Below are 22261 nucleotides of genomic sequence, written 5' to 3' on the forward strand. Positions count from 1 at the left end.
CACTGACCATCTAGCAGCCGGTGGGCCGCCAGTCCGACCGCCAGCCGAACTCGAGCCGGACCCCACCCTGCCGGGGTAGCAGGATGGCGGCACCCCGTTCGACGCTCCACCCGACGGGCAGCAGCAGGTACTGGCTGCCGGACTGCAGGACGAGCCGCAGCCCGCTGTAGCGGTACCCGTAGGCACGCTCGGGTGCCGGGCAGCGCTGCACGGAGACGCCGGGCTGCCCGTCCAGGTTCAGGTCCTTCTCGCTGAACACGGTCACGTCCGGCATGGAGCCGAGCAGGTCGGCGATCTGCCGGGCCCGCCCCGTCCCCACCCCCACGGCGTAGGTGCCGGCGGCCCAGAACAGTCCCACGCTGACCAGCGCGAACGCCGCCGTCCACTCGGCGAGCGCCGTCCCTCCCGAGGAGCGACCCGTTCCCGCCGTGCGGGCGAGCCGAACCGCGTAGACGAGCAGCGGCGCCCCGATCGCCAGACACAGCCCCCGCAGCTCGCCGACTGGGTCGAACAGCTCGCCGGGGGTGAACGCGTCGACGAGAGCCAGCGTCACCAGCCCGCAGCCCAGCACGGCAGCCACCGGGATCACCACGCGGAGGGCCCGTTGCCGAGCGGGCGGCGGTAGCGCGCGAGTGAGGACCCAGTGCGCCCACAGCGCGAGCAGCACTGCGCAGGCGGTGAGCGCGGCAGGGAGGATCAACCCGTCCGCACTGCGGACGACGAAGTCCTGGGTGGTCAGGTCGAGCACCGAGTACTGCAGCCCGAAGTAGTCCGCCAGCCCCTGGGCGTGCAGCCTGCCGAAGTAGAGCAGCAGGGCGGTGAGCACGGTCGCCGGCGCGACCACCGACCCGACGAGACGGAGCACCCTGGTCGCGAGCGCGGGCTGCTCCGGCTCGGGCTCGCGGGGACGAATGTGCCGGGTCCGGCGACGCGGCACTACGGCTGACCGCCCTCTCCCGACTCGGTCTGCCCCGTCTCGCCCGTACGCTGTTCCGTGTCCCTTTCGGTGCCGTCGGCGGTGTTCCCGTCGCCCCCACCTGTTGTCCGCCCGTCGAGCAGCGCGACACAGGCGTCGCTGTCCGCGGTCATGGTGATCGTGATCGTCGAGCCGAACGGTGCGATCGTCCCGGGGGCTGGGCTCGCCTTACAGGCATGAGTCCCCGCGCCCACCGTCACGATCGTCCAGCAGTCCCGCAGCGACGCCCGTGGACACCTCTTGGCCTGCTCGGCCTCCCAGGTCTCCAGCGTGTCGCCCAGCGCGTCCGCGATCGCGGCGCCCGTCGGCTGCCCACCCGGCCGGGAACCGGTGTTCGGCTCGGGCCCGGCGCCTCTCGGTTCCGCGGCGTGCTCCTGCGGCGGAGGCTGCGGGGCTGCGGGCGGCACCTGAACCGGTGGCGCCTGCCCTTGTTTCGGCGACGGCGGTGGACCCGCGTCGGCCGGTGTGTGTGGCCCGGGAGCCGGGTTTTCGAGCGAGGGCGATTCGGTCTGGGTCTGCGCGGTCGACGCCTCGGAGTGCGGCGTGACGCTCGCAGCCTGGGCCGCGACGGGCCCACTGGGTGCCCCACCCGCCCGCGCTTGGTCGCCGCACCCGGCGATCACCAGCAGCGCACCGAGCACCAGTGCGGACACTGGCCCCCGCCATCTCGGCCCCTGCATCCCCGCGCCTCCGGTCGCTCCGCGTGAGCAACCTCGCACGCGCGGTCGCAACCTCGCCATACGTAGTTCTCCCACCCCAGGGCCGCAGGTGGGAATCAGACCCCGACAAGCTCTTCGACAGGCAACCGCCGGACCTCAGGGCGGGGTGCAGGTATCGCCCCGATCAGATCGGGCCGGTGCAGAAGGTTCCGTGACGGTGGGATCCCCGTCCACCACGGCGGGTGGAAGACCGGCAACCCGGCTTCCATCGTGATCCGCCATTCCCCTTTGTGCTGCAGGCGATGATGCCGCCCGCAGAGGAGCACCAGGTTGTCGACGGCGGTGACCCCGCCGTCCGCCCAGTGTTCGACGTGGTGGGCCTCGGTCCACCTCGCCGGCAGCCCGCAGCCGGGGTGGGCGCATCCTCCGTCGCGGGCGTCGAGGGCCCGGCGCATCCCGACGGTGACCACTCGGCTGCGCCGCCCGACGTCGAGCGGCTCGCCCCGCGACCCGAGCACCACGGGCACGACGGCCCCATCGCACGCCAGCCGCCGGACCTCCTCGGCGCAGAGCACCGACCGCCCGATCCCGTCTCCGAACTCCAGCAACCCGGCTCCTCCGGCAGCCTGGAGCGAGGCCAGCGGGATCGTGACGGTGAGGTGCGGCCGCTCCCCACCTTCGGTGGGCAGCGCACCCGAGTCCAGCATTCGACGGCACAGTTCGACGAGTGCGTCCCCGTCCCGCTCCGCCATCGACCGCCCGTCGGGTACCCGCTCCCCCGCCCCGTGCTCGCAGTTCGGCTCGGCGCACTCCCCGGGGCCGTGCTCGCCGACCGGCACGGCCAGCGGCGACAGGGCGGTCCGGACGACGGCGGCGGACTCCGAATCCAGCCAGCCCTTCGCCTCGTACCCGTCTCCCCGCTCGACGAACCGCAGCCGATTGCGGCTCGGCGCCCCGTCCCGCGGACGGGGACCGTCCGGGTCGAGGAGCGACAACGCCAGCTGGGCCGCCTTCCGCAGCGAGTCCGGATCCACCGTGCGCGCGATCGACGCGAGGTCCCGCTCCAACGACTCGGCCTTCGCGGCCTGCAGGTGGGTGGGCAGCGCCCCCATCGCCTTGCGGATCACCGTGACGTGCTCGAGTGACACCGCCGCCGCACCCACGGCCTCCGCGGTGGCGGGTAGTGCGGCGGGCAGCTCCTCCCCGATCAGCGACCACTGCGGGACGACGGCGCGCGCCCCAGCCACCCGAGCCCGCGCCATGCCCGGCGACACCAACTGCAACGAGGCCAACAAATCGGCGGTGTCCCTGTAACCGTTCTCGGAGGCGAGCCCACGCTCCTCCACCTCGGCCACGATCCCCAGCATTCGCGCATCCAGTGCGTTGCGCGCGGACTGCACATCGGAGAGCAGCACGAGAAGATCCTCGCCCGCCATCTCCGACCAGTCCGACATACCCACATCATACTCGAACATGTGTTCGAGGAGCGCCCGTCCCGCGCCATCGCGCCCAGCGGTCGAGTCCGAGCGACGGCAGGGCTCACATCGTCCGGAGCCGGATGACAGCAGAGCCCCACCGGACAGTCGGATCATCATTTTCGCTGACGTGTGGCATCCGACACAGCACTCTCCGTAACAGCCGTGCTTGGGCCTCCGACGGACACGGTGAGCGGGACGTGATCTCGCCGGCCCCGTGCCGGCCCGGTGCCTCCCCTTCCGGCGCACATCCACGAAATTCGAGGAGTCCCCGTGTCGATCGACCCCGTCCGCGTCCAACAGACCACTGTGGACGCGCCTGAGGTCGGTCCGGCACAGGTGGAGAAAGCCCACCTGCAGGCGGCAGGCCGGGACGGCGGACCGCTGCGCGTGCTCGCCGTCGGGATCAACTTCGGACCCGAACACACCGGCATCGCCCCGTACACCACGCAGCTCTGCGACCACCTCGCCGAGCACGGCGCCGAGGTCACGGTGTTCACCGGCGTCCCGCACTACCCGAGCTGGGCCGTCGACCGCACACACCGCTTCCGGCTGCGCCGCACCGAGCGCCGCGGCAACCTCGAGATCCGCAGGCTCCGCCACTTCGTGCCGCGCAGCCAGTCCGCCCTCAAGCGCGGGCTCTACGAGCTGACCTTCGCCCTCAACGTGGCCCTGCAGCGCCCGCGCGAGCGACCGGACGTCGTCGTGGCCGTGGTCCCTTCGCTGTTCAGCGCCGTCATCGCCCAGCGCCTGGCGAAGCGCGCGGGTGTCCGGCTGGTCGTGTGGGTGCAGGACGTGATGGGTCGCGCCGCCGCCCAGAGTGGCATGAGCGGCGGCGGCAAGGTCGCGTCGGCGGTCTCGGCGGTGGAGAGCTGGGTGCTCAACCGGGCCAGCGAGGTCCTGGTCCTGAACTCGCACTTCGCCGAGTACGTCGCCGAGAGCGGCGTCGCCCGGGAGCGGATCACGCTGCGTTCCAACTGGAGCCACGTGCCCAGCCCATCCGGCCGGGATCGCGCCGAGCTGCGCGAGCGCTTCGGCTGGCGGCCGGAGGAGACGATCGTCCTGCACTCCGGGAACATGGGACTCAAGCAGGCCCTGGAACACGTGGTGGCGGCCGGTCGGGTCGTCGACGAGACCGCGCCGGGATCGCTGCGGTTCGTCCTGATGGGCGACGGCAGCCAGCGCGCGGCGCTCGAGCAGGAGGCCGCGGACGTCGCATCGGTGCAGTTCCTCCCGCCCGCCGACTCCGCGGAGTTCGCGGACGTCCTCGCCGCCGCGGACGTGCTGCTGGTCAACGAGCGGGCCTCGTCGATCGACATGAGCCTACCCAGCAAGCTCACGTCCTATCTGAAGGCGGGCCGCCCCGTCGTCGCCGCCTCGCCCGCCGCCGGCGGCACCGCGGCGGAGGTGCTGCGCTCCGGCGGGGGGATCGTCGTCACCCCGGAGTCCCCCGAGGACCTGGTGCGCGAGGTCGCGAAGCTGAGCGCGGACGGGGTGTCGATGGAGTCGCTGGCGACTGCCGGCCGCGAGTACGCGGAGACCGAGCTCGTCGCCCACGCCGCGCTGCGCCACCTCACCGCGAGGCTGCTCGCCTGAGACCCGCGGCCCGGACTTCAACCTCGGATGATCCCCAGCACCTCGTCCCGCAGCGCCTCCATGTCCCCGGTATCGGGCGCCTCGACGTTCAGCCGCAGCAGCGGCTCCGTGTTCGAGGCACGGACGTTGAACCAGCGACCCGCGCCCAGGTCGATGGTCACACCGTCCAGCTCGTCCACCACCCCGCCCCGCGACCGCGCCCACATCCGCAGCCGCACGAGAACCGCCTGCACGTCCGCCACGGTCGAGTTGATCTCGCCGGACGCGGCATAGGGCGCGTAGCTCGCCACCAGCTCGGACAGCGACCCCTCCTGTTCCCCCAGTGCCGCGAGAACGTGCAGGGCGGCGAGCATGCCCGTGTCCGCCTTGTAGAAGTCCGCGAAGTAGTAGTGCGCCGAGTGCTCGCCGCCGAACACCGCGCCGGTCCGGGCCATCTCCGCCTTGATGAAGGAGTGTCCGACGCGGGTCCGCACCGCGACCCCGCCCGCCCGCGTGACCAGTTCCGGTACCGCGCGGGAGGAGATCAGGTTGTAGAGGATCGTGCCGCCCGGCTGCCTGGCCAGCGACCGCAGGGCGACGAGCGCCGTGATCGCGGAGGGGGACACCGCGGCTCCCCCCTCGTCGACGACGAAGCAGCGGTCGGCGTCGCCGTCGAAGGCCAGCCCGACGTCCGCCCCCACCTCGACGACGCGCCGCTGCAGGTCGACCAGGTTGGCGGGCTCGAGCGGGTTGGCCTCGTGGTTCGGGAACGTCCCGTCCAGCTCGAAGTACAGCGGGTCGACCCGGACGAGCCCGTCGAGCACGGCGGGGACGGTCAGCCCGCCCATGCCGTTGCCGGCGTCGACGACCACGTGCAGCGGCCGGATGCCCCGCAGGTCGACCAGGTCGTGCATCCGACGCGCGTAGGTCGGCAGCAGCTCGACCGGGCTGACCACCCCTCCCCCGCGCGGTGCGGGCACGTCGCCGTCGAGGAGTCCCTGCGCCTCGTCCCTGATCTCCGCGAGCCCGGTGGACAGGCTGATCGGGCCCGCGCCCGGGTGGCACAGCTTGATCCCGTTGTAGGCCGCCGGGTTGTGCGATGCGGTGAAGACCGCGCCCGGCAGGTGCATCGAACCGGACGCGAAGTAGAGCATGTCCGTCGAGGCGAGCCCGGCGGACCGTACGTCCAGCCCGGCTTCCACGACGCCGCGGGAGAACGCCGCAGACAGCTCCGGACCGGAGTCCCGCATGTCGTGCGCGACCACGACCGCCCGCGCGCCACACTCCGCGGCCATCCGCCGCGCGAAGGCCCATCCGAGCGCGTGCGCCACCGCGGGGGTGAGCTGGCTGCCGACGAGTCCGCGCACGTCGTAGGCCTTGACGATGTCGGCGAGACGAGGGGTGAGCTGCGTGGAGGTCACGTCCTCGACTCCGTTGGCCGGGGCGGATCGTTAGCCGGTGAGACGGTCCACGTGAGATAGGCCGCACCCGAGCAACGCCATCACCCCGCGTGCCGACGCCCCAGCGCCCGGTAGCTCCAGCCGGCGGCTTCCCAGGCGTCCCGGTCGAGCGCGTTGCGCCCGTCGAGCACCCGCTTCTGCTTCACGACCTTGCCGAACTCGGCCGGATCCAGCGAACGGAACTGCTTCCATTCGGTGAGCAGCAGGACCGCGTCGGCTCCTCGCGCGGCCTCCTCGGCCGAGTCCGCATAGTCCAGCTGGGGCCACTGGGCCTTGCAGTTCTCGACGGCGGCCGGGTCGGTGACCACGACGGTGGCGCCCTGGAGCTGCAGCTGGGCGGCGACGTTCAGGGCGGGCGAGTCGCGGATGTCGTCGGACTCCGGCTTGAACGCCGCGCCGAGGACGGCGATGCGCTTGCCGAGGAGGGAGCCGTCGAGGACCTCGCGGGCCAGCTCGACCATGCGGATCCGGCGGCGCATGTTGATGTTGTCGACCTCACGCAGGAAGGTCAGCGCCTGATCGGCCCCCAGCTCGCCCGCGCGGGCCATGAACGCCCGGATGTCCTTGGGGAGACATCCGCCGCCGAACCCGAGGCCGGCGTTGAGGAACTTGCGGCCGATGCGGTCGTCATGGCCGATGGCGTCGGCCAACTGCTTCACGTCCGCGCCGGTGGCCTCGCACAGCTCGGCCATCGCGTTGATGAACGAGATCTTGGTGGCGAGGAACGAGTTCGCCGCGGTCTTGACCATCTCGGCGGTGGCGTAGTCGGTGACCACCTTGGGCGTGGCCGCGGCCACGATCGTCGCGTAGACCTCGTCGAGAAGAGCCTCAGCGCGGGTGTCGCCCGCGGGCACCCCGTAGACCAGGCGGTCCGGGTGGAGGGTGTCCTGCACCGCGTAGCCCTCGCGCAGGAACTCCGGGTTCCACGCCAGCAGCGCGCCGGGCACCTTCTCCATGACGACCTCGGCGAGGCGGGCCGCGGTGCCCACCGGCACCGTCGACTTCCCGACGACCAGCTCACCGGGCTGTAGCACCTCGACCAGGGAGGCGACAGCACCTTCCACGAACCGCAGGTCCGCCGCATACTCCCCGCGCTTCTGCGGCGTGCCGACGCACACGAAGTGCACCTGGGCACCTGCTGCCGCGGACATCTGCGAGGAGAACGTCAACCGGCCGCTGGCAAGGGACCTTGCGAGCAGCTCATCGAACCCGGGTTCGTAGAAGGGTGTCTTGCCCGCGGCGAGCAACTCGGCCTTCCGCTCGTCCACCTCCACCCCGACGACCTCGTGCCCGAGCTCCGCCATCGACGCCGCGTGCACCGCCCCCAGGTAGCCGCAACCGATGACCGAGATCCTCATCTTCGCCCCAACTCCTCGCACCGCATGTCATCTCGACTGTCCGTACGCACGCGCAACGCGTTACCGGCGTTCCTCCTCTGTGACGGGCCCGGCCGCGGCAATCATCAACTTTCATGACGCCCCGCGCCCGACCGGTAACGGGCTGCCGAACACCTACGACGAACGGAGCAGGTGGCCTCGTGTCACCTCTGCTGCCCCGACCTTGGAGTCCTCCCGGCCATGACCACTCCCGCACTCGATCTCGGCTCCCACACCGGGCGCCGCTACGACAAGGGGCGGCCCGTCCACTGGCAGGTCCTCTGGCACCTGGCCAGCCACCTCGTCTTCCAGAAGTGGTGGTTCCCGGCCCGCTTCCGCCCGGCCCTGCTGCGCGCGTTCGGGGCCCGAGTGTCGGACGACGTCGTCATCCGCCAGGAGGTCCGCATCCACTGGCCATGGAAGCTCCGGATCGACGGACCCGCGTGGATCGGGCACGGCGCGTGGATCCTGAATCTCGACGACGTGGTCATCGAGCGGGACGTCTGCCTCAGCCAGGAGGCATTTCTCTGCACGGGCTCGCACGACCGCTTCGACCCCGCCTTCGAACACACCAACGCCCCCATTCGGCTGGAACGGGGATCGTGGGTCTGCGCGCGGGCGGTCGTTCTGCCGGGGACGGTCGTCGGGGCACACGCGGTCGTGGGCGCCGGTGCGGTGGTCCACGGCGCTCTCGACCCCTCGTCGCGCACGTTCGCCACTTCGGCGGGTGTGCGCGAATCCGCGGCCACCGTCGGCTAACGATCGTCACTCCCTCGTCGACGGACACCACGACGGTGCTGTCGAAGGGCCGGCCTTCGCCTTCTCGGGCGAGCGGGCCCCACTCCTTCCGATTCAATCGAGGCAGGCACAGCTCCCATGTCGGCAACACCGCTCTCGCGTGAGGCCACCGTCTATGTGGCCGGACACCACGGTCTCGTGGGTTCCGCCATCGTGCGCCACCTTCGCGCGCAGGGATTCACGAACGTCGTGGGTGCGCGCTCGGCGGAGGTCGACCTGCGCGACCCGGCGGCCGTGCAGGCCTGGTTCGAGAAGGTGCGCCCGACCGTCGTGGTCGACGCCGCAGCCAGAGTCGGTGGCATTCTCGCCAACTCGCAGTCCCCGGTGGAGTTCTTGAGCGACAACCTGCGAATGCAGTTGAACCTCATCGACACCGCCCACCGATTCGACGTGGAACGGCTGCTGTTCCTCGGGTCCAGCTGCATCTACCCGAAGTTCGCGGAGCAGCCGATCCGCGAGGACAGCCTCCTCACCGGCAAGCTCGAGGAGACGAACGACGCCTACGCGGTCGCCAAGATCGCTGGCATCACCCAGGTCGACGCCTACCGCCGTGAGTACGGTCGCCGCTGGATCTCGGCGATGCCGACCAACCTCTACGGCCCCGGTGACAACTTCGACCTGCAGAAGTCCCACGTGCTGCCCGCTCTGATGAGCAAGTTCCACACCGCGGCGGTGGAGAAGCACTCCCAGGTCGTTGTCTGGGGCACCGGGACACCGCGCCGCGAGTTCCTGCACACGGATGACCTCGCCGCCGCCTGCCTGTTCCTGCTCGAGCACTACGACGAGCCCGGGCCCATCAACGTCGGCGTCGGCGAGGACTTGGAGATCCGGGAGATTGCGCAGATCGTCGCGGACGTCACGGGTTTCACCGGCGAGCTCGTCTTCGACACCAGCAAGCCGGACGGGACGCCACGCAAGCTGCTCGACATCAGCCGGCTCACCGGCCTCGGTTGGAAGCCGACCATCACGATCTCCGACGGCATCCGCAGTACCTACGACTGGTACCTGGCGAACGTCGCTCAGGCCTAGCTACACCACATCCACCGGGGGGATTCACACGATGACCGAGCCCAAGAGGGCCCTCATCACCGGCATCACCGGACAGGACGGCTCCTACCTCGCCGAACTGCTCCTCTCGAAGGGCTACGAGGTCCACGGCATCATCCGCCGCGCCTCCACCTTCAACACGCACCGGATCGACCACCTCTACCAGGACCCGCACGACCCGGACGCCAAGCTCTTCCTGCACTACGGCGACCTCACCGACGCCTCCCGCCTGGTCACGCTGATGGAGAAGGTCGCCCCCCACGAGGTCTACCACCTCGCCGCCCAGTCCCACGTCCGCGTCTCCTTCGACGAGCCGGAGTACACGGGCAACACCACGGGCGTGGGCACTACCCGCCTGTTGGAGGCCATCCGGATGGCGAACATCGAGACCCGCTTCTACCAGGCTTCGAGCTCCGAGATGTTCGGTGCCACTCCCCCGCCGCAGAACGAGGACACCCCGTTCTACCCGCGCTCCCCCTATGGCGCTGCCAAGGTCTACGGCTACTGGATCGCCCGCAACTACCGCGAGGCCCACGGCATGTTCGCGGTTAACGGCATCCTCTTCAACCACGAGTCACCCCGCCGAGGTGAAACATTCGTTACTCGCAAGATCGCTCGCGCCGCAGCTCGGATCAAGCTCGGCATCGACAAGGAGCTCTACCTCGGCAACCTCGACGCCGTCCGAGACTGGGGCTACGCACCCGAATACGTCGAAGGCATGTGGCGGATGCTTCAGGCCGACGAACCGACCGATTACGTCCTCGCAACTGGGACCGCATATTCCGTACGAGACTTTGTTGAATTCTGCTTCCACCATGTCAACCTCGACTGGAAGGACTACGTCAAATTTGACGCCTCGTATCTGCGACCGACTGAAGTCGACTCCCTAATCGGAAACGCTGATCGCGCAAACACAATGCTGGGCTGGAAGGCGCAAATCCTACCACCTGAGCTTGCTGCAATCATGACCCAGGCAGAGATCGAATCAACAACAATCTGATAGCACGCCACGAGAAGGCCGAGAAATCAATCCGCTAGTGACACTAAGACGCGAGACACGATGAACGTCCACCTTACGCGGCAAATGACCGTCACTCAGTATATCAAAGCACTACTTGAACGATGGCGCACAATGCTCACATGCATGGTCGTCGCCCTCGCTTCGGGTTTCACGATAAGCGTACTCCAGACTCCACAATTTACGGCACGGACCACGTTGTATGTCTCCGCTCAGACAGCTGATACAACTACAACCGCATTTCAAGGCGCACAGTTATCCCAGGAGAGGGTCACGTCCTACGTTCAATTGGCTAGGAGCACCCGCGTCGCCGGCGAGGTCGTATCCGACCTACGTCTCCAATACACAGATGTCGAACTTGCGACTCGAATATCTGCGTCAAGTCAGCCCGATTCTGTCCTGATCGACCTCTCAGTAACGGATGCTGCTCCAGATCGAGCGGCTCAGATCGCCGATTCGGCAGCCGCCTCCCTTGTCGCACTTGTAGACCAACTTGAGAGGCCTATAGCTGCGGACGCAGTACCAGCAGTCGCGCTCCGAATTGTCCAGCCAGCCGAAGTACCATCCAATCCCTCGTCACCTTCACTCCTCGACATACTCACCTTAGCAGCGTTGACTGGGCTAATCGGAGGAATAGTTGCCGCGCTAATTAGAAACTCTCTGGATCAATCAATTAAATCCGTCGATGATCTGCGGGCAGTTACTGACCTGCCTTGTCTCGGGGTAACCCCATACAACGCCGGAAACTCTCAGCGCCCCCTGATCGTGCACGACGATCCTCAGGCGCCCGCCGCCGAAGCAATCAAACAACTTAGAACAAATCTTCAATTCGTCAACGTCGATCACAGAATTCAAATTGTAGCAATAACAAGTGCACTGCCCGGCGAGGGTAAGTCGACCACGGCGGTAAACCTCGCGATCGCCCTCGCTGCAACCGGGCGGCGCGTTGCACTAATCGAGGCAGATCTACGCAGGCCGACAATGGCGAAGCTCCTAGGCCTCCCGAGCACCGTTGGCTTAACAACAGTCCTTGCTGCGCGGACCTCTCTCGGCAGCGCCATTCAGACCGGCATTGGGGGCGTCGACGTGTTGGCAAGCGGTCAGCTACCTCCGAATCCGAGCGAGCTTCTCGCGTCGCAGCAGTTCGAGAACATACTCGCAGACCTGCGGCAGCGATACGACCACATTATTCTTGATTGCGCCCCACTACTACCAGTCAGTGATGCAGCCGCCGCAAGTACTCACGCGGATGGAGTCCTAATGATATGTCGGTTCAAGAGCACGAGCCGACAGCAGGTGGCGAGCGCGTGCGAATCCGTTCGCGCAGTCAACGCACATATTATCGGAACAGTACTCTCAATGGCCGTCATCAAGCGAGGTTCAGGCAGCTACGGCAGCTACAGGTACACATACCGACCGCTCGAATCTCGCCAGCATGAGGCGACGCAAACAGCTCAGGATCGATAAAGTCGTCCCTGAACTCTAAAACCTCAATACGCCTGAGGACACAACTTGCAAATGCTCCCAATCTCAGTGATCATACTCACCAAGAACGAGGAGGCCGCTATTCGCGATTGCATCGCGGCCGTTCCTTGGGCCGCGGAGGTTTTCGTAGTCGACTCCTCAAGTACTGACAAGACAGCCCAGATCGCCAGGCAAATGGGCGCCACGATGGTGTCATTCAGCTGGAATGGAGAATATCCCAAGAAGAAGCAATGGGCTCTGGATAACGTGCCCGCGAAGCACGACTGGGTGCTGCTCCTCGACGCGGACGAAGTAGCGCAGCCTGAGCTGCCGAGACACCTAGCCGAGGTAATAGACGAAACGTCAGGTGGCGGGCCCTACGGGGCAGCTGATATTGAGTTCGACTATGAGTGGCAAGGCCGCCTCCTGAAGCACGGTCACCGGGTGGTCAAACGCAGCCTTGTTCAGCGGACGCGATGCCGATTCCCCGTAGTCGACGACCTGAGCGTTGCATCGATGTGGGAAGTAGAGGGACACTATCAGCCACAAACCCACCTGCCAGTGCGCCGCATCCCAGCTGGCATTATCCATCGGGACCCCGATCCAGCTAGTCAATGGTTCAGCCGCCACAATCGATACAGCGATTGGGAAGCCCACGTTGTCACCTCTGGGCAGCGGGCTGAGATCGCTGGAGCCCGATCACGAGGAGGCAGGCTTTTCGCACGAGTTCCTTTTAAGGCGGTGGCCTTCTTTTTGTATTCGTTCGTAGTCCAGCGGGGGTTTCTGGACGGAAGAGCCGGATTTGACTATGCACTCGCGCAGTCCTTCTACTACTGGCAGATCGAATTGAAGATTCGTGAGATTCAGCGAACTGCAGAGGGCATAGAGCGCCAATGAGCACTACAAAGGGGAGAATCCTTCACGTCTCACCATCTTTTGCAAGAAGAGACGGCGGCCCCTCAGAGGTACTAAGAAATCTACCGAGCGTTCTCACTAACCGGGGTTACACCATTAGTCTAGCTACTACAGATAAAGGAGCAGAACGAGGAGAAGCTGCCGATTTTCCCAACGCCCACATCGCTAGGGCACGCTGGCCAAACTCATGGACGTTTTCGCCATCACTCGTTCGGCCGCTCTCAAACCTAATCGCTCAAGCAGACCTGGTACATATTCATAGCGTCAATACCTTTCCGACTGCCGCCGCCATTCATCTAGCCCTTCACCTCAAGAAGCCATTCATCATCGAGCCGCATGGCGCCATGGACGACTACCACTGGAATCAGTCTCGCGCCCAAAAAGAGCTGTACACATTACTGATTGAACGGCGAGCCTTCCAGCGTTCGGCTGGATTCATCGTTAGCTCGGAGATCGAGGAGACAGGAGTTCGGAAACGGTTTGCAGGTGCGCTCAATCCTCCCCAAGTACTGCGACTCCCTCTAGGCGTTGACGACAGCCTGTTCAGCCTTGAATCTAAGTCGCGACTCACTGAGTTGCCCAGCACAATTTTGTTCCTGTCTCGGATAAGCCACAAGAAGAATCTCGACAAGCTGCTCATAGCAGTTTCACTCAGTCCTCTCCGAGATTTGGATGTCCGAATTCGCGTCGCTGGACCTATCGATCCCAGCCTCCGATACGACCCGCGTCAGCTCGCAACGCAACTGGGAGTAGCGGATCGGGTGACATTCCTTGGTAGCGTCGCGGGATCGTCACGCTCTCGCGAACTCCAAAAGGCCGACCTCTTTGTTCTCGCTAGTGAGGACGAGTCTTTCGGAGTTGCCCCGGCGGAAGCTATGGCCGCCGGATGCCCAGTCGCGGTAACTGAAAGAGTGGGACTTGCTGCGAGTGCAAGTCGCGAATCTGCCGTTGCTTTGATCTCTAGCGATCCGACGAGACTTAGCTCTGAACTATCACAATTGCTCCAGGACAAGGCATCACTTCAACAACTCGCCAAAGATGGTCGCGTATATGCCCATCGCAACTTTCGCTGGTCAGTCGTGGCTGACAAGCTTTGCTCCATATATGCTGAAGTATTACACCCGACCCGCGGGAAAGCGGAATGACCAGCGTCAAAATGCACGGCCTCCGACTTGCCCTGGTGGCTGATGGCAATCCAAGCGAGAAGTCGACCAATTCGGGAGTCGCCAAAGGGCTGCTCGACGCACTCCGACTACACAATGACGTAGCCAGCGTTCAAACAGTTGACGGTACTCTCCGAGGAGCCGCGAGGTTCGTCGCACTGGCCTCAAGCTTTCGACCAAGACGGAATCGATGGCGAGCCGAATACACTAAGGGTCGTCGGTCGACTCTACTCAGGACCCGCCAAGTCCGAAGAGATTTGCAAGCGCTGAACACTGGGTTCGACTATGTGATCTTGCTTCGGAATGTATACGGGCCAAGAGTGGGGTTTCCATACGTCTCATTTCTGGATAATACTGCACATATTGTCCAGGGATCATGGCCAGGTTGGGCGCTTCCGATGAGCGCTTACAGGACTAGAATCCGGATGGATTGCGCACAGTTCGATAATGCAGCGACAATATTCACCGCAGGACAGCACGTTGCTGATGATCTAATCGAGTACTATGGCGTCGCACCGAATCGGGCCATTGCTGTCGGGGGTGGAGTGAACTTCTCGCTATCAGCAACCAAGCCCGATATATGGACCGGACCGCCGAGAATACTCTTCGTCGGGAAGGACTTTGAACGAAAAGGCGGAAACGTACTACTAGAAGCATTTAGGACTGTGCGTCAACAGATTCCGGATTGTGAGCTAGTCATTGTCGGAGAGCAGGTTGCATCAGACGAGCCAAACGTCCGCTCTTTGGGCACAATTGTCGACCGGAAGGAGCTCAGTCACCTATATCGTGAGAGTTCCGTATTCTGTCTTCCAGCGCTCTTCGAGCCCTACGGCTTGGTCCTTCAAGAGGCGATAGCTCACGGGGTTCCCTGCGTGGCGACCAGAATCTGCTCGATCCCAGAGATACTCGACAGCGGTCGCGCTGGCGCACTGGTGGATCCATATGATGCGAACGCCCTCGCCAAGGCATTATGCAAGGTTCTAGCTGACAGAGAGTACGCCGAGAGCCTGTCAGAGCATGCATGGAGCCATATCCACTCAACCGGACTTACCTGGAATCATGTTGCAGATCGAATTATTGCTCGGCTCGTTTTGAAGAATTAGCTAGCAAGACTCTCTATTCCACTCCCGATGGAGGACACTCAGTGAAGATCCGGGACGTATTCCGTTTATGCATTGGCTTGTTGCCAGCATCGGCATTTAAGAATATGCTCCTTCGCAGGTCCGGGTACGCTGTTGCGTCCACCGCGCGGATCGGGCCGTGCCTCATACTTCGTGTCGCGGCGCTTCAGATCGGAGAGCGGGCGCGAATCGGCCCGTTCAACGTGATTCGGGATCTTGAAACTATCAGCCTTAGCGACGATAGTGTGATAGGGCAGTTTAATTGGATCTCCGCCTCTCCGATCCTCGTTGAAAGTGGCGGACGCGGTGCATTTATCATGGGTAAGCATGCTGCCTTTACATCCAGGCACTACGTCGATGCGAGCGATCTAGTCGAGATCGGCGAATACACGACGGTGGCTGGAGTTCGGTCTACATTCGTCACTCATGGGATCGATTGGCGAGAGAATATTCAAACACTAAAGCCAATACGCATCGGGGCGTATTGCTTGATCGGCTCCAACGCTTCAGTCGTTCCCGGAACAACGCTTGCCCCAGCTTCCGTTACCGGGATGGGGACCACGCTCGGTGGCGACAACTCCCCGAACGCCTTGATTCTAGGTTCCAGGGGAACGGTTGTACGAGAGAGCCTGAGCGGAAGATTCTTCGTCCGAAGCACCGGATTTACTCATCCAAGATTGACCACTCATCCAAGCGAGGGATAGATGCGGTTCGGTCGAGGAAATGCGCCGACAACCGGGTCAAATATTGCGCAGACTGTTCTGGGCAATGGAGCCGCTCCAGTTGCCGCCATTGTGTCTGCTCCGATCCTCGCTGCGGCTCTCGGGGCCGACGGTAGAGGAGAGGTTGCTGCTAGCACTGCACCCGTTCTGCTAGTTCTTGGAATCGCAGCCGTCGGGCTCCCTGAGGCCGCGACATACTTTATCGCAACCAGGTTGGGCACATCGGGCAAGGTACTGAGGTTTGGTTCGGCACTCGCGGTAGCCAGTTCAACACTCGTAGCCCTTTTAATGGTGGGATTGACTCCCCTGATGGCAGCGGGAGACGATGACCTAAAGCTTCTCATCGTTATATGTCTTCCTGCGGCGATTCCAGGCTTGGTGCTTGGGATCGTGAGGGGCGCCGCAGCGGGGTTGTCTATGTGGCGGGTCATCAATCTAGAAAAGCTTTTGAACGCAACCGTTCGAGTTGCGGGCCTCCTGATTCTGCTGAGCGTTGGGGCGCTCACTCCGATGAGCGCCTCGCTCCTGATCGCCTATGGGCCAGCTGTCGCAGGAATCGTCTATATCCGAACATGGAGGTCTCCAGATGCGTCACAGGGTGACGCATTTCAGGTTTCCACATTCATGCAGTTCGGGCTTCGAGTATGGCTTGGATCCGTTGCTGGAGTGCTCCTGGCTCGTCTCGATCAAGTTCTCCTGATTCCGCTATCGAATTCGATGCAGTTGGGCTTTTACGCCGTCGCGGTGAATATCTCAGACGTACCTATTCTAATTAGCTCGGCAGCCCGAGACGTGATGTTGTCGTCGGACGCTAGCGCTAGGTCTGACGAACGACTAGCAATGGCGTGTCGGGTTACCACCCTAGCTACTCTTGCCGTTGCAGGGCCACTGGGCATTTCCTGCCCGTACTGGATCCCTTGGCTTTTGGGTAGGGAATTCACTCCTGCGATCCTTCCTACTATTGTTCTATTGCTTGGAGCTGTTCTTGGCGGTCCCGGATCCGTCGTAGGTGCGAGCCTAACTGCACGTGGAACGCCTGAGCTTCGAAGCTACTCTTTGGCGCTGGCTCTTACTGTGAATATTGGAATTCTCCTCATCTTCGTACCCAGCTACGGTGCAACCGCTGCGGCAGCAGCGACTGCTGCCGGGCTCTTTGTCTTTACGATCCTTAACGTAGTCTTCCTGCGTAAGCGCTATGCCGTTCCTGTGTCGCTGTTGTGCAATTTTCAACGCAAAGACCTTCGAGTCATCACACAACTCATCAGACGTAGGTAATTATGGGAGACCAACTGCATCGGGTTGAGGCGATGAATCTTAGACTGTCTGAGCGCGAATGGGCAATCCTCGCGATCACATGGGTCGTCCTCTGTGGTGCAATTCCTTTCTGGTTCCTGCGCTCTGGTCTCCTCGATATCGTCGGGAGGCCATCGGGCATCCTCATACTCATATGCACGTTAGTGATTTTACTTTACGCCGGTAGTCGCCTCGCGTGGATCATAGGTCGGGGAGAGCCTCACCTTCTTCAGGCAGTTTGGTGGATGTTCTGTTACGTTGCTGGCAGCCTTGCGCCACTCGCCCAGCTTTCGACAGACCACTCTACTCTGCTTATTCGCGAGGCGTACCGACTACCAGCAACTGTTCTCGTTCTAGTCGCTGTAGTAGCGTTCGATCTAGGTCGAAGTCTCTGGGATCAGATGGGTGGAGGGCCGCCCCGAAACCGCGTGCGATATGTGTCCGAACGCCGCATGGTTGCTCTTAGCTGGGCGGCATCCATCGTTTTCCTCTATGCGATTACCGCAGGTGGGTCGATAAACCAGTACTTCTCTACGCGGCAGGCAAATCTTATTGCAGCAGCAGACGCCGGTGTTGGCCCGGGGGCATCTCAAGCTATGGCTGGTGTTATTTCGGGCGCAATCGCGGCGCTCCCCCTTGTAGCGTTGCTAGCGTGGACTCCCTTGTTTATGCGCCGTGGACCGAGGCCAGCAAGGGTGACTATATGGTGGTTCGCCCTCCTCGCCATGAATGTTGTAGTCAACAACCCAATCTCTCGGTCACGCTACTGGTTTCTCACCGTCACGATTGGGCTGTTGTTCACACTTCCAGGAATGACTAAGAGTCGCTTCCGCGCAATCATCCTCGTTGGCGTAGCGGCTGCAGCCATCATATTTCCATATAGTGACGTCTTCAGAGTAGAGTCGCAGTACGAGCGTCCAATCTCTTCCGGCTCGCTACAGGAGACCCTGGCCATCAAGGATTACGACCAGTTGACTATGACGGGTAACGGAATCTGGTGGGTGGACGAGACCGGTCTGCATTTCGGCCGACAGCTGGCCTCTGCTGCTCTATTCTTCGTGCCTCGGAGCATCTGGCCCGACAAGGCGTACGACACCGGAGTCGAGATCGGGATCGCGCTCAAATCGGTCAATGTCAACCTTTCCTCTCCAATCTGGCTTGAACTGTGGGTCGACTTCTGGTGGCCGGGGGTCGTAGCTGGCCTGATTATTGCCGGAGGTCTTGCTCGCCGATTCGATCTACGGTATACGGAGGTTCTCCTTCGTCCTGACACGTCTCTTGCCGTGCTTCGGATCGGATTACCGCTGATTGCCGGGTACGAGTTCATCCTCATCCGCGGGCCACTACTGCAGGCGATGGGCCGGGTCGCATTTCTCGTTTTGGCACTTTGGTTCATCACAGAGCGCTCGACTAGCCGGGCGGACCCCAGCTCGGACATCACGGCGACCTCACAGGAGCTGGTGAGTCACGGTCCTCGTAAGGAACCGTTCTAGGAGTGCTGCCGGGGAACGTTGGTCCAGCTGGGGCTCGTGTGACGACACGAGGTGGTTGAACTTGCTGGGCGAGGACCTCGGGGAGTGGTGCGGAGCTGTCTGACGGCATCCGCCCCGTTTCCGGGAGGTCCTCGTGCTCCACGCTAACGCGGCACCCACGTCGTCGCGCCGCTGATCAAGGCTCTGGGCAACGATCGGTACGGGATCCTGGTGGGGCACCTCGCGGTGTCGGTCATGGTCGTCGCGGTGCTCGGCGCCGGCCTGTGGCGGTAGACCGTGCGAGGCGCCCACCGAGTGGACTGCCGCAGGCACTCGGTCTGGTCGCCCGCTACCTCCTCGGTGACCTGATCACCCCGCAGGCCGGCACGGCGATCCTCCAGACCACGGTACGCACCGGGCTCGGCGGCGGCCCCTCGCGCTGGCGTTCGCGCAGGTCACGGCCGTGCTGAAGTGTCGGTGGACGGCTCCGTCATCGAGCTGCCGCGGATTGTTAGCGCCGGAGGTACTCGGCGCCTCGATCCACCCCGTTACGGGAACCGGGACGGTCAGCGCCGAGACCGTGGACCTGAGTCGCAAGGCGATCGGCACCCGCGGCGCGCCCGCCGGGTCGACGCCTGGTACGCCTGCAGCCGCTCCGCGCAACCCTGGGGGCCGACCTCGCGCCGGCCGCGCTAGGTCGAGGCGGCCAGGATCTCGCTGAGCAGCGATTGCGAGTCCTCCCGAGTCAGGACGACTGCGGACAGCTCGGTGTGGAGGTTCCGGTAGTCGTCGACCGCCTGGTCGGTGTGAAGGAACTCTGGGGCGCCGCGCGTCTCCAGGTAGACCACACCGTTCTCGGCAGGGTCGGCGAGGTCCATGACGACGTAGGGGCCGCCGAAGACGGACGGGTGAGCAACGCGCAGCGGCGCGACCCGAAGGGACACGGTGGGGTGCTCCGCCGTGATGTCCAGCAGACTCTGGATCTGCTCCCGCACGACCTCCGAGGACCCGACCTGGCGCCTCAGGGTGAGCTCACCGATGATCAAGTCCAGGCGCGGTGGAGTGCTCGTGCGGTCCAGGACCTGTCGCCTGGCGAGTCTCAGGTCGACGAACCGGGACCGCTCGGCCTGCGAGTGACGCGGGAAGAGCGCGGACACGACCACTTCGGCATAGCGCCTGGTCTGCAGGATCCCAGGCACCCTCTCCGGCTCGTAGGACCGCACAAGCGTGGCTGCGTTCTCGTACGCGATGTAGCGCCGCGCCTCACCCGCGGTCATCGACCCGTCGAGGACGTCGCGGAACTCACTGAACCACGCCGGTTCCCCAGGTGGTGTTACCGGGTCCTCGTGCGCCTCGATGTCGACCTCCTGGGCCGTGGGGTGCCGCGATCCAGCGTTCAGCCCAGCGGTCGGTCGAACTCGCCTGCCTTCACACCAGCGATGAACGCGTCCCACTCGGCACCGTTGAATAGTAACGGCGGATCGTCCGTCCGGCGGCTGTGACGGACAGCCACGAGATCGTCGCCGCCACCAAGGCTCACCTCGACACAGTTGCCGTTCGCGGAGTAGGAGCTGATCCTGAAGGGAGATCTGCTGGTGTCAGTCATGTGACTCTCCTTTCCTGCCGGTGAGGCGACTGGGCGCGGGTGGGGAGCCGGCCTGGCCTGCTAGGTCGCTCGGTGGTCATCAGTGCAGATCCTTGAGAATCCTCGTGATCAGGGCGCGTGACTTCTGTGCTGTCAGGACGGCAGCCGAAAGCTCCGTGTACAGCCCGCGGAAGCGGTCGACCGTGTCGTCCGAGTCCAAGAACAACGGGTCTCCCCTTGTCTCCAAGTAGACGACACCGTTCTCCTCCGGGTCCGCCATGTCCATCACGACGAACGGACCTCCCACCAAAGCGTGGTGCCCGAGCTCGATGGGGGCGATGCGAATCGTGATGTCGGGCCGCTTCGCCGAGGAGTCACGGAGCAGCCGCTCGAGCTGCTCTCGCAGGACTTCGACGTCCGCCACTCGGCGTCGCAGAGCGAGCTCGCCCAAGATCGTGTCGAACCGCAGTGTGCCCGGGGGCCGGCTGAGGATCTCCTCCTGCCGGGCGATCCGTAGGTCGACGACGCGTGCGCGCTGGTCGGCCGGGACGTCGCCACCGCTGAAGGCTGCATCCGTCACCGCCTCGGCATAGCCCCTCGTCTGGAGCAGCCCCGGTACCAGCTCCGGCTCGAAGGAGCGGATGACGGAGGCGTCGTTCTCATACTCGGCGTAGCGTGCCGCGTTCTCGGTCGTCATCGGGCCGCCGTACTGGCGGAACCACTCGCGTTCAGTACTCCGCTCGGTGAGTTGGAGGATGTGCTCCTGCTCAGCGGCGCTGAACGCGTCCTTCCGCGTGCTGCGGTAGTGATCGAGCAGAGCGGTGACCTCGAGGATCCGCACCTTTTGCTGGCGGCCCCGTTCGAGGCGGCTCAACGTCGCCGCGGAGCGCTGGATCGCCGTCGCCGCCTCTTCCAGGGACAGGTCGGTACGCAGCCGGACCTCCTTGAGGAGGGCACCCACCCGTCGTCGGGCTGCGGATGGGGTACTGACCCCGTCAGCCTCGATGTCGACCACCCACTCGCGCCGGTTCGTCCCCTGGCAACGCCGAATCATGCCGGCTCCCCGCTCTCCTCGGCGCCCGACCCCGTCTCGTGTCGCTCCATTCCGTTCCGCGATGCGAGAATGAAATTGCGAAACGCGATAGCAGCGAGGTAGGCTGGGCTGGCACGACGCTCGGGACTTCCCCTCCAGCCGACCAGGTGGGCGCCATGTCGTACGTCAGCAGCATCGCCGTGGGCGGCGGTGTCCTCCTCGGGATCCTGGCCGTCCTCATCGGACTGGCCGACGGTTTCTCCCAACGGTCCGCATGGAACCGGATCGCGGCGGAGCGCAAGGCCCTGGACGAGCGGGAGCAGGCCCTGGACGAGCGCAGCGAGTCGCTCGCCGACGAGGCCCGCGAGCTCTGGTCGTGGGAGGGGCAGCTCATCGCGGCGGCGGAGCACGGCGGGTGCGCGGCGTGTGAGCTTCGTCGACGGCGCGGCGAGCGCCCGACGGACGACTGAGCAGGCCGTGCCACCGCGATGGAGCCGAACATGAGCCCGCCGCCGGAGCGCGACCTCGGTCGATCCGGCTATCGCACACGGCCGAGAAGGAACCCCGGGACGGTCGCGGCGCGGTGGTCGCGGGAGCTCGGCGCGCTCGGCAGCCTGGGGTTCCTCTACAGCCAGTACGGCTGGGCGGGACCGGCAGCCGTGGCCGCGGCCGCAGCTCTCGGATGCGTGTCACCCGCCTATCGCCGGCACCTCGGCGGCGAGCTGCTCGGGCTCGTCGTCCTGCACCGGGTGCGAGTCGGGTTCTCGCGGGCCGGGGTGGTGAGCGGGTCGGGGAACCTCCCGTTGGTCGTCGATGCGCGAGCCCACGGGGAGGTCGTGGTCGTCACCGTGTTCCGCCGCCATGGCGTGTCCATGCACCAGATCGAGGCCGCCGCGCCGGCGATCGCGGAGGCGTGCGCGGCGGTCGGCGTGCGGGTCGAGTACGACTCCCCGCGGCCGGACCGAGTGCTGTTCGTGGTGGTGCGACCGAGGTGGGGCTGGCCGGGTCGGTGATCGCCGGTCGGCAGGACCGTCGACGACGAGACCGAACTCGAAGCGGCGATTGCCCGGCTGGAGAAAGCGGTTCCTCCGCAAAGGCCCGCGAGGATC

At 64.7% G+C, this 22261-nt stretch carries 20 protein-coding genes; 12 read left to right on the top strand and 8 right to left on the bottom strand.

Annotated elements, in window-relative coordinates:
- Positions 1-10: 10 nt before the first annotated feature.
- From BLS43_RS24015 to BLS43_RS24025, 3 genes are all read right to left on the bottom strand, one after another.
- Positions 11-937: a hypothetical protein gene (locus BLS43_RS24015; protein ID WP_093088969.1), complete on the bottom strand. Its 927-nt coding sequence runs from the start codon at positions 935-937 to the stop codon at positions 11-13.
- On the bottom strand, positions 937-1629 hold the full coding sequence (locus BLS43_RS29610) for a hypothetical protein (protein ID WP_143030194.1): 693 nt from the start codon (positions 1627-1629) through the stop codon (positions 937-939). Before BLS43_RS29610 ends, BLS43_RS24015 begins: the two co-directional genes overlap by 1 nt.
- A 122-nt stretch (positions 1630-1751) precedes the next feature.
- Positions 1752-3089, bottom strand: coding sequence for an HNH endonuclease signature motif containing protein (locus BLS43_RS24025; protein ID WP_176921507.1), 1338 nt, complete (start codon positions 3087-3089; stop codon positions 1752-1754).
- Between the two features lie 294 nt (positions 3090-3383).
- On the opposite strand from BLS43_RS24025, the gene BLS43_RS24030 reads away from it, so the two are divergent.
- Positions 3384-4706, top strand: coding sequence for a WcaI family glycosyltransferase (locus tag BLS43_RS24030; protein WP_176921508.1), 1323 nt, complete (start codon positions 3384-3386; stop codon positions 4704-4706).
- Positions 4707-4723: 17 nt separating this feature from the next.
- Here the strand turns inward: BLS43_RS24030 and BLS43_RS24035 are convergent, their stop codons facing one another.
- The gene (locus BLS43_RS24035; protein ID WP_093088973.1) at positions 4724-6106 is read right to left on the bottom strand and encodes a phosphomannomutase/phosphoglucomutase; all 1383 of its coding nucleotides are present in this window, start codon (positions 6104-6106) and stop codon (positions 4724-4726) included.
- A gap of 80 nt (positions 6107-6186) precedes the next feature.
- Positions 6187-7503, bottom strand: a complete 1317-nt coding sequence (locus tag BLS43_RS24040) for a UDP-glucose dehydrogenase family protein (protein ID WP_093088974.1) — start codon at positions 7501-7503, stop codon at positions 6187-6189.
- 219 nt (positions 7504-7722) lie between these two features.
- Between BLS43_RS24040 and BLS43_RS24045 the strand changes: the two genes are divergently transcribed.
- The 9 genes from BLS43_RS24045 to BLS43_RS29620 all read left to right on the top strand — a co-directional run bounded on the left by BLS43_RS24045 (position 7723) and on the right by BLS43_RS29620 (position 18555).
- Entirely contained in the window at positions 7723-8280 is a 558-nt protein-coding gene (locus BLS43_RS24045) for an LbetaH domain-containing protein (RefSeq protein WP_093088975.1), read from the top strand.
- 117 nt (positions 8281-8397) lie between these two features.
- Positions 8398-9348, top strand: coding sequence for a GDP-L-fucose synthase family protein (locus BLS43_RS24050; protein WP_093088976.1), 951 nt, complete (start codon positions 8398-8400; stop codon positions 9346-9348).
- Between the two features lie 31 nt (positions 9349-9379).
- On the top strand, positions 9380-10366 hold the full coding sequence (gmd, locus tag BLS43_RS24055; protein ID WP_093088977.1) for a GDP-mannose 4,6-dehydratase: 987 nt from the start codon (positions 9380-9382) through the stop codon (positions 10364-10366).
- A gap of 84 nt (positions 10367-10450) precedes the next feature.
- Complete coding sequence (locus BLS43_RS24060) at positions 10451-11851, top strand: tyrosine-protein kinase domain-containing protein (protein ID WP_176921509.1); 1401 nt, start codon at positions 10451-10453, stop codon at positions 11849-11851.
- 66 nt (positions 11852-11917) lie between these two features.
- Positions 11918-12745 carry a glycosyltransferase family 2 protein gene (locus BLS43_RS24065; RefSeq protein WP_218129987.1) on the top strand — a complete coding sequence of 276 codons (828 nt, stop codon included), beginning with the start codon at positions 11918-11920 and terminating at the stop codon, positions 12743-12745.
- Positions 12742-13908 (top strand): glycosyltransferase, encoded by a 1167-nt coding sequence (locus BLS43_RS24070; protein WP_093088980.1) that lies wholly within the window; start codon positions 12742-12744, stop codon positions 13906-13908. Before BLS43_RS24065 ends, BLS43_RS24070 begins: the two co-directional genes overlap by 4 nt.
- A 443-nt stretch (positions 13909-14351) precedes the next feature.
- Positions 14352-15029 (top strand): glycosyltransferase family 4 protein, encoded by a 678-nt coding sequence (locus tag BLS43_RS30190; protein ID WP_176921510.1) that lies wholly within the window; start codon positions 14352-14354, stop codon positions 15027-15029.
- Between the two features lie 722 nt (positions 15030-15751).
- Positions 15752-17044 (top strand): oligosaccharide flippase family protein, encoded by a 1293-nt coding sequence (locus BLS43_RS24080; protein ID WP_093088982.1) that lies wholly within the window; start codon positions 15752-15754, stop codon positions 17042-17044.
- 455 nt (positions 17045-17499) lie between these two features.
- Positions 17500-18555 carry a hypothetical protein gene (locus BLS43_RS29620; protein ID WP_143030196.1) on the top strand — a complete coding sequence of 352 codons (1056 nt, stop codon included), beginning with the start codon at positions 17500-17502 and terminating at the stop codon, positions 18553-18555.
- 671 nt (positions 18556-19226) lie between these two features.
- Here the strand turns inward: BLS43_RS29620 and BLS43_RS24090 are convergent.
- The 3 genes from BLS43_RS24090 to BLS43_RS24100 all read right to left on the bottom strand — a co-directional run bounded on the left by BLS43_RS24090 (position 19227) and on the right by BLS43_RS24100 (position 21080).
- Positions 19227-19811 carry a DUF5753 domain-containing protein gene (locus BLS43_RS24090; protein ID WP_093088984.1) on the bottom strand — a complete coding sequence of 195 codons (585 nt, stop codon included), beginning with the start codon at positions 19809-19811 and terminating at the stop codon, positions 19227-19229.
- 119 nt (positions 19812-19930) lie between these two features.
- Complete coding sequence (locus tag BLS43_RS24095) at positions 19931-20140, bottom strand: DUF397 domain-containing protein (RefSeq protein ID WP_093088985.1); 210 nt, start codon at positions 20138-20140, stop codon at positions 19931-19933.
- Between the two features lie 79 nt (positions 20141-20219).
- Entirely contained in the window at positions 20220-21080 is an 861-nt protein-coding gene (locus BLS43_RS24100; protein WP_176921512.1) for a helix-turn-helix domain-containing protein, read from the bottom strand.
- A gap of 248 nt (positions 21081-21328) precedes the next feature.
- Between BLS43_RS24100 and BLS43_RS24105 the strand changes: the two genes are divergently transcribed.
- Both BLS43_RS24105 and BLS43_RS24110 read left to right on the top strand, forming a co-directional pair.
- Positions 21329-21622, top strand: coding sequence for a hypothetical protein (locus BLS43_RS24105; RefSeq protein WP_143030197.1), 294 nt, complete (start codon positions 21329-21331; stop codon positions 21620-21622).
- Positions 21623-21652: 30 nt separating this feature from the next.
- Entirely contained in the window at positions 21653-22165 is a 513-nt protein-coding gene (locus BLS43_RS24110; protein WP_143030198.1) for a hypothetical protein, read from the top strand.
- The last annotated feature ends 96 nt before the right edge of the window (positions 22166-22261 follow it).

It is taken from the genome of Pseudonocardia oroxyli (genome assembly GCF_900102195.1).
Lineage (GTDB): Bacteria > Actinomycetota > Actinomycetes > Mycobacteriales > Pseudonocardiaceae > Pseudonocardia > Pseudonocardia oroxyli.

Coding starts and splice junctions, on each gene's coding strand:
- BLS43_RS24095 (WP_093088985.1), bottom strand. CDS start 20,140: ATGACTGACACCAGCAGATCTCCCTTCAGGATCAGCTCCTACTCCGCG.
- BLS43_RS24025 (WP_176921507.1), bottom strand. CDS start 3,089: ATGTCGGACTGGTCGGAGATGGCGGGCGAGGATCTTCTCGTGCTGCTC.
- BLS43_RS24040 (WP_093088974.1), bottom strand. CDS start 7,503: ATGAGGATCTCGGTCATCGGTTGCGGCTACCTGGGGGCGGTGCACGCG.
- BLS43_RS24080 (WP_093088982.1), top strand. CDS start 15,752: ATGCGGTTCGGTCGAGGAAATGCGCCGACAACCGGGTCAAATATTGCG.
- BLS43_RS30190 (WP_176921510.1), top strand. CDS start 14,352: ATGGATTGCGCACAGTTCGATAATGCAGCGACAATATTCACCGCAGGA.
- BLS43_RS24045 (WP_093088975.1), top strand. CDS start 7,723: ATGACCACTCCCGCACTCGATCTCGGCTCCCACACCGGGCGCCGCTAC.
- BLS43_RS24090 (WP_093088984.1), bottom strand. CDS start 19,811: ATGACCGCGGGTGAGGCGCGGCGCTACATCGCGTACGAGAACGCAGCC.
- BLS43_RS24060 (WP_176921509.1), top strand. CDS start 10,451: ATGACCGTCACTCAGTATATCAAAGCACTACTTGAACGATGGCGCACA.
- BLS43_RS24105 (WP_143030197.1), top strand. CDS start 21,329: ATGTCGTACGTCAGCAGCATCGCCGTGGGCGGCGGTGTCCTCCTCGGG.
- BLS43_RS24050 (WP_093088976.1), top strand. CDS start 8,398: ATGTCGGCAACACCGCTCTCGCGTGAGGCCACCGTCTATGTGGCCGGA.
- BLS43_RS24070 (WP_093088980.1), top strand. CDS start 12,742: ATGAGCACTACAAAGGGGAGAATCCTTCACGTCTCACCATCTTTTGCA.
- gmd (WP_093088977.1), top strand. CDS start 9,380: ATGACCGAGCCCAAGAGGGCCCTCATCACCGGCATCACCGGACAGGAC.
- BLS43_RS24110 (WP_143030198.1), top strand. CDS start 21,653: ATGAGCCCGCCGCCGGAGCGCGACCTCGGTCGATCCGGCTATCGCACA.